Origin of the sequence: Pontibacter liquoris, assembly GCF_022758235.1 — a bacterium.
Lineage (GTDB): Bacteria > Bacteroidota > Bacteroidia > Cytophagales > Hymenobacteraceae > Pontibacter > Pontibacter liquoris.
In genome coordinates this window covers 1945046-1959029 of record NZ_JALEBG010000001.1, presented here as the reverse complement: position 1 = coordinate 1959029, position 13984 = coordinate 1945046, and the positions used below count along the sequence as shown (strand labels likewise).

Genomic DNA, 13984 nt, shown 5'->3' with positions numbered 1-13984 from the left:
TATAAACCAGCACATGGGTAAAGCGCCTGCTGGTTTATACTTCTCCTTGAGCTGGTTTCCTGTTAACGCATCTTCCGATGCAGTACCTGGCTCAGGTCTCCGGCCCGGTACCAGCAATAGCCATAAGCCTCCATCGTTATCTGATGGATCCCTTTTTTATCTGCCTCACTCTCCTGGTTAGCCATTAAGTTTATTAACTTCTCTCCCTCCTGCTGTCCCAGTTCCAGAGTTACCACGCACGGCTTTTCTTCAAAGTTATGCAGGGTTATCAGGGAGTTTCCCTGCCAGGAATAACACATACCAAGCACATGCTTGGCGTCTGTCCGGAGTAACTGCCATTGCCCCCATCCAATCTCGGGGCATTCTTTGCGCAGGCGGATCATTGCGGTAATCCAGTTGAGTAGGGAATGCGGTTCGCGGCGCTGGGTTTCGACGTTAACATGTTCGTAAGCATAAGGCCCCTCGCTGATAACCGGGTGCACCAGTTTCTTTGCTTCCGAAAAGCCAGCCTGCGGGTCAGGCGACCATTGCATGGGCGTTCGCACAGCGTCGCGCTCCTTCAAACCCAGATCGTCGCCCATCCCAATCTCGTCGCCATAGCGGAGCACCGGCGTGCCTGGCAGCGAGAATATTAGGCTATACGCCAGCTCGGTTTGGGCCCGGTTGCCCAGCATCGGGGAAAGCCGCCGCCGAATGCCCCGCTGGTAGAGCTGCATACTTTCATCCGGGCCAAAGCGGGCAAAGACCTGTTGCCGTTGTGCCTCGGTCAAGCGGCCCAGGTCCAGTTCATCGTGATTGCGTAGAAACTGGGCCCATTGCGCAGTAGGAAAAAGGTCGCGTGTGGCTTCCAGTGCCTTGCAAAGCGGTTCTACATCGGCTGTTGCCAGGGTATAAAACACATGCTGGTTCACGTAAAAATTAAACATCAGGTGGATGCCATCCCCTTCTTCGCCAAAGTACTTCTGGTTTTCCTCCGGCAATACATTTGCCTCGCCAAGCAAAACAGCATTCCCGCGGCGCCACTGCAGAAAACGGCGCATTTCTTTCAGGTACTCGAACCGGAGAACGGGTTTGGATTTGCCTGGTGCCGCCGTTTCGATTAAAAAGGGCACCGCATCTACGCGGAAACCGGCTACGCCAAGCTCCAGCCAATACCCCATGATCCGGTTGATCTCTGCCCGCACCTCCGGATTTTCCATGTTCAGGTCCGGCTGGAAATCGTAGAAGCGGTGAAAATAATATGCCCCGGCTTTCTTGTCGTAGGTCCAGGTGGCTTCCTGCACCCCAGGAAAAACCATGCCCTGGTTCCAGTCCGAAGGTTTCTCTTCTGACCATACATACCAGCTGCGGTATTTGGAATTCCTGTCGCTGCGGGCTTGCTGAAACCAGGGGTGCTGGTCGGAAGTATGATTTACCACCAGGTCGATGATCACTTTCAGGCCCCGCCTGTTAGCCTGGTGCATGAATTCTACAAAGTCGCCGCTGGAGCCATGCCGCCGGTCCACGCCATAATAATCCTCGATATCGTAGCCATTGTCCTTGTTGGGTGTAGGTTGGAAGGGAGCCAGCCAGATCGTATCTACTCCCATCGCCTGCAAATAATCAAGGCGACGTTTGAGTCCTTCAAAATCACCCACGCCATCTTTGTTGACATCCATAAACGTCTCCAGGTCCAGGCTGTAGATGATCGCATTCTTGTACCAAAGGTCTTCAATCATAGGGAAACAGGTATAAAAGGTGCAGTTGATACTATACGTAGTTATACTAGTTTAATGGTGATTTCTTATGAGTGGTAGTATGGGAAAGTACCTATGAGATGATACTTGCTTCCCTGCAGAAAGGAAAAGAAAGACCTGAGGGAATCATCCCAAAGTATAAAACGCCTTGTTGATATATAAATCTGAGATAAAATAAACTCTGCCAAGTAGGGATATAATGCAAGCGGCCTTCTATAGCTTAGAAGGCCGCTTGCACATACTTGGAGGAGGTAATAACCCTGCCTTAATGGAAGAAAAGATAGGCGATGAGTATAGCGGCGATCACGCCGGCCAGATCGGCCAGTAACCCGCACACCAAGGCATAACGCGTATTCCGGATACCTACAGAGCCAAAATAAACAGCCAGGATATAGAAGGTAGTTTCGGTAGACCCCTGTATCGTAGAGGCTACTCTGCCAACAAACGAGTCCACGCCGTACGTTGTCATGGCTTCCACCATCATGCCACGTGCTCCGCTACCACTCAAGGGTTTCATAAAGGCTACCGGAAGCGCCGGCACAAAGTCTGTATTCATCCCCAGCAATCCAAAGACATTACCTAAACCAGCTACCAGCAAATCGAGTGCTCCGGAAGCCCGGAAAACGCCGATGGCGACCAGTATAGCCACCAGGTACGGGATGATGGTGATGGCCACTGAGAAACCTTCCTTTGCGCCTTCAATAAAAGCTTCATACACATTCACGCCTCTGACAAGCGCCAGGCCGATAAAAGAAATGATAATGGAAAACAGTATCACGTTACTAGCCACAGTGGAAATAGTGCTGATCTGCTCCTGTGGAATGGTGCTGAAATAATAGATAAGGGCGCTGATCAGCAGCACCAGCGTACCCAGGTAAGCCAGAATCACTTTGTCGAACAGGTTGATGCGCTGGTAAAGCGCCACGCTGATGAGCCCTACTATGGTAGAAAAAAATGTTGCCAGCAGAATGGGAATGAAAATATCGGATGGGTCGGCTGCTCCGAGCTGCGCCCGGAAAACCATGATACTGATCGGGATGATGGTCAGGCCCGAGGTATTGAGAACCAGGAACATGATCTGCGCATTAGAGGCCGTGTCCTTGTCGGGGTTCAGCTCCTGCATCTCTTTCATGGCTTTGAGCCCCAGTGGGGTGGCGGCATTGTCCAGACCCAGCATGTTGGCCGAGAAATTCATAAGAATGGACCCGAAAACAGGGTGATTTTTGGGCAACTGCGGGAACAGCCGGCTAAAGAAAGGGCCTACCAGGCGGGCAAAAATATTGATAATGCCCCCGCGCTCCCCTACTTTCATCAAGCCCAGCCACAGGGTCATCACGCCCGTCAGGCCCAGCGATATCTCAAAACCCAGCTTGGCATTATCGAAAGTACTGGAAACCAGGGTCTGGAAAATTGTTGTATCCTGAAAGACAAGGAGCTTAAAAAGGGCTATAGCGAAAGCGATCAGAAAAAAGAAGGCCCACAGATAATTTAAAACCATGTAAAAAGGCTAGGTTGGTGAGGAATGAGCCCGAAAGATACAAAACCGTTTTAAAAAACCGCCGGTCTGCTGAGCACGGCCGGCGGATTAGACGCTATATTTTAAGAGCTATTTTTCCGGATAGAGACTCCTGCCGGCAAGGCTACAACCTGCTTTAGAGTATAAGGCCATGAAAAAGAGCGGGCTTTTCGCCTTGCAGATCATAGACAAAGCCGTTCACGATCACGTATCTTACCTGCCCGTCGGCCTGTTTCAATACAAAATCTGCGCCGCCGTTTATACTTAACGTATGGCTTACTTTACCCGAGGCGCTGGTAATATTAAGGGGTAGCTGGAGCGGATCTGCAGCAGTATCCGGTAGGGTGTGCAGCCGGACGGTGGTATACCCCTCCCGTAAAAGCTGCAGGCTGCGCTGAGGCGTTAGTGCTGCGAGGTCTTCGAAAGCAGTGCCGTATACTTTGCCAGGCACCAGGATCAGGCCTGTACCATCCACCTCTTCGTAGCCATAAAAAACGCGCATGTCTCCTATCTCCTGTACGCTGCTTTGGGTGTAAAATCCGCGGGCGGTTGCCACTTCCACCTCGTCGCGCATCACGCCTACGTCCAGCAGCGTGTCGCGGCCGTTCTCCTGGTAACGCACGTTCCGGATCACCACATCAAAGAGGGTGCGCGCGTTTTCCGGTATCTCATAATAATCTTCCAAGGTATAATTCTGGTACCCTTCGGCCGCAATGAGCTGCAGTGCAGAAATCATAGAAGCAAAATTCAGGCGCCGGATCATCTGTTTTTCCGGATCGCCGTTATACCCGCCCGATTCAATCAGGATTACGCTAGTGCCCCACTTTTGTATGTTATCGCCAAAAGCACGCGGCTCGTGTTCATCTGCATACTTGGCTACCTGCCCCGGAATCAGGTGCTGCAGGGCCTCATTCATCCCAACAATAGTACGCATGGCGCGGCCCCGTACCTTATTCACTGTCTGGGCAGTATCATAAGCTGGGGCCAGAAAGGAAATGGTAGCCGGTTTCGAAGTGGTGCTCACAGCATAATAGCGGCTCTGGTCGTGCAGGTTAAAACCAAAAACAGGGTTCAGGCTGTCGCGCAGGCTTTTTAGCAGGCGGGCTTCAGGGCTCTGGAGTTGCAGGGCATCGCGGTTGAGATCAATCTCCAAGGCATTACGCCGCTTGAACTGCTCGGCGCCATCCGGGTTCAGCATCGGCACCACATACAAGGTGATATTTTCCAGTATCTGTTTGCGCACCGGGTCCAGGTCATCGGACTGCTGCAGGAAGTTGAACAAATCAAACAAGGCCATGGTAGCCGTTGACTCATCGCCATGCATCTGCGACCAGAGCAACACGTTTGTTTTTCCGGTGCCAGCTTTAACCAGGTAAATAGCTCGTTTTTCTACCGACTCCCCCACCTTTTGTACTTCAAACAACGGGTTCTCCTTTAGCTCCTCCAGCAGCGGCACCATGTCCTGGTGCTTAAAGCGGCGGGATTGGAAAGCCGGTTCTTTATAGGATTCGTGCATTTCAAAGGCCTGGGTTGCCACATAGGTGGTCGGTTTCCGTTGGCACTGGGTTGCCAGAAGCGTCATGAGCGTAAGTATACTACAGGTTATATTTTTCATCAGCCCATCCTAAACAGGCACTTTAACGGTACAGGTAAAGATGCGATTTTCCGCTTCCACCCATACAATTTTTCAGCGCCCAATGTAAGTACGAATTTTTGTTTTTAGAAAACAGAGATCATGTTTTGATTCAAACGAAGCAGCGTATCGTAATTCCTTTCCAGCATTATGATAGATGTAACATGAACAGTATTAAAAACAGATTGGCAACATTGCTGTTTAAGGTATAAACGCAGCCTTACTCCTGCTTCTTATATTAATAAAACCCTGCGGAACAACATGTAAGGTTTAGAGCAAGAACATCAACTTAAACTGCCAGGAACAACAAACTTAAAAGCAGGAAGTATACAGATAGGAATTACATTCATTTTTTGCGCATTTATACGATCAACCAAAAGCTGCTGAATCAGTAGTCTTCGTGGGGGTTAAGCCTGCACTTTCACCCTTTTACCTTGATATTTGGTTCCCAAAGTATGATGCCAAAGGCGAGCCTACAAAGGCAGCAGCGGCATAGCGATGTTGCTTTTTAATACGCTTATACCGATTTAATTCATGTCGCTGAACATAGGTCTTTATCCTTCAACTCTTAACTTCTCATATAGGTAGGTTTAAAGTATAAAAGAATATCATCTACTGGCAAACAAGCATATACGATGGCTGCAAGCTGGAAGCAATTGTACCTCCTGCGCAAGGAACCAAGGCTCGTAAGGAGCAGGTTCCTGCTGATCTTAGTCCTGCTGCTTTTACTACAGGCGCAGGAGGCTGCTGCGCAGTGGAAGCGCGTGCGCAATGCCCACAACGACCGGGGCGAGATGGCAACAGTGGTGTACCAGGAGAAGATCTACTCTTTTGGCGGGTTCAGCACCTGGCCGAATGTAGAGCCCACGAATGAAGTATATGACCCACAAACCGATACCTGGACCTATATCGCGCCCATGCCCGAGGGCAAAGCCGTAACGCACGAAGGGTTTGTACTGGTAGATAATACCGTCTGGCTGATCGGCGGCAGACTGACCGATAGCCATGGACCGTTAACGAATGAAGTATGGATCTACAACATCAGCCAGGATTCCTGGTCGCGGGGACCTGCGTTAAAAGACCCGGCCACGGGCAAACGCCTCCTTTGGGGCGGCGGGGGCGCCGGGCTGCTGGGCCGCACCATCCATGTGGTTGGAGGTTTTGTTGCGACAGCCTGCGATAATGACCAGGACAAATACCACCTGACCTTAAATGTAGATGATTGGCTGGTCGACCCGGCACATACTACGTGGCAGAATACGCGCAAACCTATGCCCATCAAGCGCAACCATATCAGCACGACCGTGCTGGCGGGTAAACTCTATGTAATCGGCGGCCAGTTCGGGCACGACTGTGGCGGCGGAGAAGACCAGATATACTCCCATCGTTACGACCCGCTCACCGATACCTGGACCCGGCTAACGGATCTTCCTACGGTGCGCTCGCATTGCGAGGCGTCCATTTTTCCGCTGGATGGTAGCATCTATTTTGCCGGGGGCGATGGGGCCACCTCCAAAGTAACCATTCTTACACCGGGGGCAAACAAGGGGCTTGGCTCCTGGGCCAATGCTGACAAGTATGATTTACCTAATCCTTATATCGGCGTTTCTGCCAAGGTAGTGGGCAGCACGTTTGTGTTATCCGGCGGCAAGATCGGTGATGTAGATCCCCGGAAAGAGACGTATACGGCACCTATTGATCGCCATATTCCTTATAAACTTGGTTTTGGGGCAGGCTGCTTTACAAAAAATATGAAATCCGGTACGCACGCGGTTCTCAAAAACCTGCTTTATACCCTAGAAGGCGAAAAAGCTTACACCCTCACCTCGGACGCTGACTGGCTCCGAATAACAAAAAAACCCAACGGTAAGGCGCTGCCGACAGCCGTAGACATCGAAGCTACGATTGATGCCGCTGGTCTGGCGCCCGGCACCTATGCAGCCACTGTAACTGCACAAGGCCAGGGTGATGGGCCGGACTTTGAAGAAGCAAGCTTCTGTGTGAACCTGACCATTACTGCCGCTGAAAGCAAGGAGAATAATATACGTATAAATGCAGGTGGCGCAGGCTATACAAATAGTGCAGGCCATTTCTGGAGAGCAGATACCTATTTTGAAGGTGGCAAACCGGCTGCAGATTTCTTTGAAGTGGCCGGCACCCCGGACGACTCCCTTTACCAGCAGTACCGTTATGCGCCAACTGACAGCGCCTTTGACTATAACATACCGGTACCGGGTGCCGGCAAGTATGCAGTAAAGTTATACTTTGTGGAGCCCACTTTTAAAGAAGCTGGGGCCCGCAGGTTTGCTGTGGCGATGGAAGGACAGCAGGTGCTCAGCAACTATGATATTTATGCCCAAGCGGGTTATCACCGTGCCGTGGTGGAGTCTTTCAAGGATATTGCGGTGAATGATAGCGTGCTCTCGATCCGGTTTACCTCCCTTTCGGGCAATGCACTTATTTCTGCTATTGAAGTAGCGGGTCCGGACTCCGCTACGGCCCTGGGGACACCTCCACCGCTGGCAGGCTCTAACACCTGTTGCACCCTGCAGGTGTGGCCGAACCCAAGTATAACGGGGCGGGTAGCTGTAAAGCTACAGGGCTATAAAGCCGGCCAGCCAGTAGACCTGTTCCTTCAGGATGTGACTGGCCGCGTAATCCGGAGACTTCACCTTCAAACTAATCTAATGGGGACCTCAGAGTCCATGATGATCCTACCGGAGAGTATGGCTAACGGTTTATACTTGCTGGAAGCAGTTTCCACGACTGGTACGACACGCAAAAAGCTGCTGCTGACCAGGTAAATAACTGGAAGCTGGAAATCTAAAGCCTGCATCCGTTCTTAGACCCGTTTAACCTGAGATTTATTCCTCTTCCTTGTTTTTAAGTTTCATCAGAAGCGAATAAGCGCCTTTTGTTACGAAAATCTGGTTCTCAGGATGAACTAATGGGCTAGGGAGCAGAGCGGTAAAGCCGTGCTCTGAGTTGCCGGTCTGTGCTTCCAGCATTTCAAATATGCCGCTGTCGCGCGCGGCAAAAACATACTGTTTGTTTCCAAAACGAACGATGGCTTCTTCGGGCAGGGTGTACGCCTGCTGGCTCTGTAATTCAACCTCCGCATTCATGAACATGCCGGGCACCAGCGCCGGATCTTCCTTTTCCAGGTGGCAATGCACTTCCACGCCCCTGTCGCCGGCTACTTCTTTGCCAATATACACGATCTTGCCCGGGTACTGCTTTTCCGGCTGATTAGCCCGGTAGGCCACAACCTCCTGCCCAATGGCCAGCTTATCCAGGTCTTTTTCGAAAACGGTGAGCATCAGGTGCAGGTCGCGTGGATCTACCAACTCAAATAATACATCTGTCGGTACCACATACTTCCCTATGTTCACGTTTACCTTCGTCACGTAGCCATCAATTGGAGAATACAGGCGCATGGTACGGGTCAGGTTATTTTCCGTCAGCTTATTGGGGTTAGTTCCTACCATTCGCAGTTTTTCGCCCAAGGCCTGCAGCAAGACGCGCTGGCTTTTAAAATCAGCCTGCGTTTGCTGATACACTTTGTCGCTGCTGGCTTTGCTCTGGTTCAGTTCCCGCTGCCGGTTATACTCCTGCTCCAGGTAAGCAAGCCGCGCTTTGGCGGTCAGGTAATCCTGTTGTAACTGGATGTAGCCTTGGTCTTCCAGTTCAGCCATCAACTGCCCTTTTTTGAGGTGCATACCCGCCAGCAGATTAGTTTTTTTCAGGTAACCCCCTAACGGCACGCTCACCGAGATCATGCTTTGTGGCGGTGCTTCCATTATCCCGTTCACTTGCAGGGCAGTGGCAATTGTTTTCTGCTGTGGTTTGCCGGTTTGCAGGCCAGCATTTTTCAGTTGCGCGGGTGTAAGCTGTACCAGATTCGTTTCCTGCGGTTTTTCGGCCACGGCTGTTTCAGCGGGTTGCTCGGTGCTGCAGGCAGCCAGGTGGCCTGTGAGGGCGGCAATAAGTATAAAGCGGGTATAAATAGCGGTTTTCATGACGTTATTTTTTTCCTGTTAAGGCGCTGATCTCCAGCAAGCTTAGGTTGTAGCTTCGTACAGCATCCAGGTAGTTGGTCTGCAAGGTGATGGCCTGATTGGTGAGCAGTACCCACTCCAGGTAATCGATCTCGCCGCTGCGGAACTGTTCATCGGCTGTTTTAATGATGGAAGCCGCACCAGGCAAGGCCGTTTGCTCAAAATAGGAAAGGGTTTGGGTAGCCAGCCGGAATTGCTCCAGCGCTTTGGAAAGCTGCGTTTCAAGCGAAAGCTTCCCGCCCTGGTAATTGTTACGGGCAACCTGCTCCTGCACCCTGGCTGCCTGCACCCGGGCTCGCTGGGCACCAAAGAACAAGGGCACTCCTACACCCAGCTGGACCGCCGAAAACCGGTCTGAGGTGGTATAATTTCGTTCCACGCCATCGATGTTCTGCCGTCCTTTTATACTTTGGTTGTTGTAGGCCAGGTGGAGCTCGGGCAGGAAACCGGCCTGTTCCGCCCGTGTCTTCGAACGGCTTACCTCCTGCTGTTGCTGCAAGAGCTTTAAGTAGGGATGTGCCGCCAGGGCTGTAGTATCAGCAGGCGTTGGCAAGGGCATTTTAAGCGATTGGGCAGCGGGCACATAGGCCGTATCCGTGCTCAGCAGCAACTGAAACTGCTGCTGCAGCCCGGCAATTTCCTGCTGCAGCTGGTTTAGCTGCAGGCTTACTTGTCCCCGTTGGGCCTGGGCGGTGTTCTTCTCCAGGATGTTGCTGGCCCCTTTGGCAAAGCGCAGCTCAGCATTCGTCAGAAAGCTGGCATACAGGCTATCCGTGCGAAGGAGCAGTTTTTGTTTTTCATGGGTATACAGCAGCTCATAGTATAGCTGGGTAACCTGCCATTGCAGCTCAAAGGCGCTGAGCTCCGAATGGCGCAAAGCCTGCTGCCACTCGTGCTGGAGCAACTGTTTCTGTTTGGAATATGCAGTCGGAAATTTGATGCTCTGCGAAATGCTGAAGCGGGTGTCGTTATAAGCGCTGTTAATCTGCCCGTATTCGCCTGCAACCACAGTTTGCGGAATATCCCAGGCGGTGCCCTGCAGCTTTTGCTGCGAAGCTGCCTGCAGCCGCGCGTTTGCTAAAGACATGTTTTGAGCAAGTGCCCGGGCAATGGCTTTGTCCAAGGTAATCGTTTCTTGTGCCGAAACCCCGTTGGGTAGTAGCATCAGAAGCAGGATCACCCCCAGAGCAGCCACCGGCTTTTGACTTTTTTTGTCATGATGCGCTGCTTTTTCGAAGAGGATATACAATGAAGGCAATACGAATAAGGTTAGCAGGGTGGCAACTATCAGTCCTCCGATCACAACGGTTGCCAGGGGGCGTTGTACTTCGGCACCTGCGCCGGAGCTAAGCGCCATGGGTAGAAATCCCAGGCTGGCTACGCTGGCCGTCATCAGCACCGGGCGCAACCTGGACCTGGTGCCTTCCAGCACAATCTCCTGCAGGCTCATACCACCCGCCAGCCGCAGCCGGTTAAATTCGGCAATCATTACGATGCCATTGAGTACGGCCACGCCGAACAGGGCAATAAATCCGACCCCGGCCGAAATACTGAAGGGCATCTGGCGCAGCCACAGGGCAAAAATACCACCAATAGCCGACAAAGGAATGGCAGAATAGATCAGCAGGCCGTAGCGTACCGACCGGAAAGCGAAGTATAAGAGCAGGAATATAAGCCCCAGCGCAACCGGTACTGCCACGCTAAGGCGCTTGCGGGCAGCCTCCAGGTTTTCAAAAGCGCCGCCATACACCACGTAATAGCCCGAGGGTAGCTTTAGTTTTTGTTGTACCTTTTGCTGCAGTTCGCTTACTATACTTTGTACATCGCGGCCGCGAACGTTAAAGCCCACCATGATGCGCCGTTTGGCATCTTCGCGTTGTATCTGGTAAGGGCCTTCCTGCAGCTGCACATCCGCCAGCAGGTAAAGCGGCACCTGCTGCCCTCCCTGGGTAGGAATGAGCAGGTTCTGCACATCGGTCAGGTTCTTACGGAGTTCGCCCTGCAAGCGCACAACAAGATCAAAGCGCCGTTCGCCTTCAAATACAAGGCCACTGCTAACACCTGCAAAGGCAGCATTTACCGTGCGGTTGATTTCAGCAATATTGGAGCCGTACTGGGCAATGGCGCCATGATTATACCTGATCACGATTTGCGGCATGCCTGTAACCGTTTCGATATAGAGGTCGGTTGCTCCTTCTACCGTCCCTGCCAGCGCCCCCAGTTGCTTGGCGTAAGTGGCCAGCGTATCCAGGTCTTCGCCGAAAATCTTGCAAACCACATCCTGGCGGGCACCCGTCATCAGCTCATTAAAGCGCATCTGCACCGGGTACTGAAATCCGGCCGTAATGCCGGGCACCTCCTGTATCGCGATCCCCATTTTTGTGGCTAGCTCATCAAAGGAGGTTGCGGAAGTCCAGCTTTTCTTCGGCTTCAGGATCACCATCATATCGCTGGCCTCAATGGGCATTGGATCGGTGGGGATCTCGCCGGAGCCGATCTTGGTCACTACTTTCTCCACCTCAGGGAAGCGCTCGAGCAGGATGCCAGCGGCCTGTTGGGTAGCCTTAATGGTGGTATTCAGGTTGCTGCCCGTCAGCACGCGGGTATCCACCGCAAAGTCGCCTTCCTCCAGGCTGGGTATGAACTCACCTCCTAAAGTCATCAACACCATAACTGCTCCCGCAAACAACGCCAGCGCAGTGGCAAGAACGGTTCTGGGAAAGGCGATCACGCGGCGCAGGTATTTCTGGTAAAATTTCTCCATCCGAGCCATCATCCGGTCCGAGAAAGTGGCTTTATGGCTGATCTTTTTGCTCAGGAACAGCGCGCTCATCATCGGCACATACGTAAGCGAAAGTATGGCAGCGCCAACCAGGGCAAAGGTTACGGTTTGCGCCATCGGTCGGAACATTTTGCCTTCTATTCCCTGCAACGAAAGTATGGGAAGGTATACGATCAAGATGATGATCTGCCCGAAGATGGCGCTGTTCATCATGCGGCTGGCCGATTGCTGCACCGTCTCGTCCATTTGTGCCTGGTCGATGCGGTTGGTGGTGGCAAAGCGCTTGTTAAAGTGGAACGTGTGCAGCACCGCCTCCACTATGATCACGGCTCCGTCCACGATCAGGCCAAAGTCCAGAGCGCCCAGGCTCATCAGGTTTCCGCTCACACCAAAGGTGTTCATCATGGTTATAGCAAATAACATGGCCAGCGGAATGACAGAGGCGACGATCAGGCCGGCGCGTAGGTTGCCCAGGAACAGTACCAGCACAAATACCACGATTAGCGCCCCTTCCAGTAGGTTTTTCTCTACCGTACTGATAGCATTGTTCACCATTTTTGTGCGATCCAGGAACGCTTCGATCACCACGCCCTCCGGCAGGGTTTCCTGAATCTGGGCAATACGCATTTTAACGTCTTTGATCACCTGGTTGCTGTTAGCCCCTTTCAGCATCATAACCACAGCACCGGACACTTCGCCCTGATCGTTGTAGGTCATAGTTCCGAAACGGGTCGCATGGCCAAAGCCTACTTCCGCCACATCGCGCAGATACAGCGGCGTGCCGTTTTCTGTAGTCCGGACCGCTATACTTCGGATGTCTTCCAGGGAGCCCAGCAAGCCTTCACTGCGGATGAAAAGCACGGCATCGCCTTTGTCGATGTAGGAGCCGCCTGTGTTCTGGTTGTTTTTTTCAAGTGCGGTGAATACATCCGCGATCGAGAGGCCATAGGACTTCAGGCGGGCAGGATCAACAGCGATCTCGTATTGTTTCAGATAACCGCCAAAACTACTCACATCAGCTACACCCGGCACGCCCAGCAATTGCCGCCGCACAATCCAGTCCTGAATCGTGCGCAGTTCCATGGCGTCATACTTGCCTTCGTAGCCTTTTTTGGGGCGCACCACATATTGGTAGATCTCGCCAAGGCCCGATGTAACAGGCCCGAGCTCTGGCGTACCCACGCCCTGCGGTATCTGGTTAGCTACGGTTTGGAGGCGCTCAGCCACTTGTTGTCGGGCCCAGTATACTTCCACCCCATCCTCAAAAACAATGGTAACCAGGGAAAGCCCGAAACGGGAAAAGCTGCGTATTTCTTTAAGTCCCGGAATATTGCTGTTGGCCTGCTCAACCGGAAATGTTACCAGCCGCTCAATATCGGGGGCGCCCAGCGAAGGCGCCACGGTGATCACCTGTACCTGGTTATTAGTTATATCAGGTACGGCATCGATGGGCAGCCGGTAAACGTTGTACACACCAACTATGATCAAGGCAAATACAAAAAGCCCGATGATGAGCTTATTCTGTATGGAGAAGGAAATGATCCTATTCAGCATAATGCTTTTCTTTATATATGCCGCTCGCTACCGAACGAAAAAGATGTCCGCTGTATCCGCTATAGCCTCCCCTATACAAGGAGGTAATAGAACTCTTGAGCCAAAGATAATCCTTTGCCAGGTTATGTGAGCGCTTCCTTCATGTCATTTAAAGTAATTTCAGCGCTACTTCATATATTCTTGCGCATTTACCGGATGCTTTGCAAGACGAGGAAAGATGTATTACCAGGTGGTAAAAATCTTATTTTTAAAGCATTATAGCGATGATAAAGATCAGTTTTTAACATGACTACAGGAAGTATGCGGAAAGAACCGGGTAATAAACTTATGAAGGCCTTGAAGACTGACAGGGCGAATGCTGGCAAAACAAGCGTATACCTGTTGCGGCCTGACAGTAATTTTTACCAGCCACCAGCGCAAGGAAGTTGGTTTAAAGTTTCAACCGTGCCCGTAATATGGATAGGCGTTGGTTTTCTTCTTGTCTCATTCGAAGTATAATTCTGAAGGTAAATTAAAGTAGCACGGGAGCTTGCTTTTTGGAACGTATACCGCCGGATATCGCAACTATCAGGGTATCAGCAGAAAACCAAACTTCATAAAAGTACCCTTAAAATTTTTGTTAAGTATAAGTCGGAGCACTAAAAGGAAAAGAAAATGGCGCCTCTTTCCTGTGTAAAGCTATATTTTCTTTGCTTCTTCCGTATA

General features: G+C 51.6%; 6 protein-coding genes. 1 reads left to right on the top strand and 5 read right to left on the bottom strand.

The features are described from left to right. Window positions 1-62 precede the first annotated feature (62 nt). From LWL52_RS08060 to LWL52_RS08050, 3 genes are all read right to left on the bottom strand, one after another. A complete protein-coding gene (locus LWL52_RS08060) occupies window positions 63-1718 on the bottom strand; it encodes an alpha-amylase family protein (RefSeq protein ID WP_242918659.1) in 1656 nt (551 codons plus the stop codon). Between the two features lie 283 nt (window positions 1719-2001). Further along, window positions 2002-3234: a nucleoside recognition domain-containing protein gene (locus LWL52_RS08055; protein ID WP_242918657.1), complete on the bottom strand. Its 1233-nt coding sequence runs from the start codon at window positions 3232-3234 to the stop codon at window positions 2002-2004. A gap of 154 nt (window positions 3235-3388) precedes the next feature. Next, on the bottom strand, window positions 3389-4867 hold the full coding sequence (locus LWL52_RS08050; protein WP_242918655.1) for a M14 family zinc carboxypeptidase: 1479 nt from the start codon (window positions 4865-4867) through the stop codon (window positions 3389-3391). Between the two features lie 653 nt (window positions 4868-5520). Here LWL52_RS08050 and LWL52_RS08045 point away from each other — a divergent pair. After that, window positions 5521-7689: a malectin domain-containing carbohydrate-binding protein gene (locus tag LWL52_RS08045; protein WP_242918653.1), complete on the top strand. Its 2169-nt coding sequence runs from the start codon at window positions 5521-5523 to the stop codon at window positions 7687-7689. Between the two features lie 60 nt (window positions 7690-7749). Here LWL52_RS08045 and LWL52_RS08040 read toward each other — a convergent pair whose 3' ends face one another. Then, window positions 7750-8904: an efflux RND transporter periplasmic adaptor subunit gene (locus tag LWL52_RS08040; protein WP_242918652.1), complete on the bottom strand. Its 1155-nt coding sequence runs from the start codon at window positions 8902-8904 to the stop codon at window positions 7750-7752. A gap of 4 nt (window positions 8905-8908) precedes the next feature. Continuing rightward, complete coding sequence (locus LWL52_RS08035; protein ID WP_242918651.1) at window positions 8909-13279, bottom strand: CusA/CzcA family heavy metal efflux RND transporter; 4371 nt, start codon at window positions 13277-13279, stop codon at window positions 8909-8911. Window positions 13280-13984: the final 705 nt, after the last annotated feature.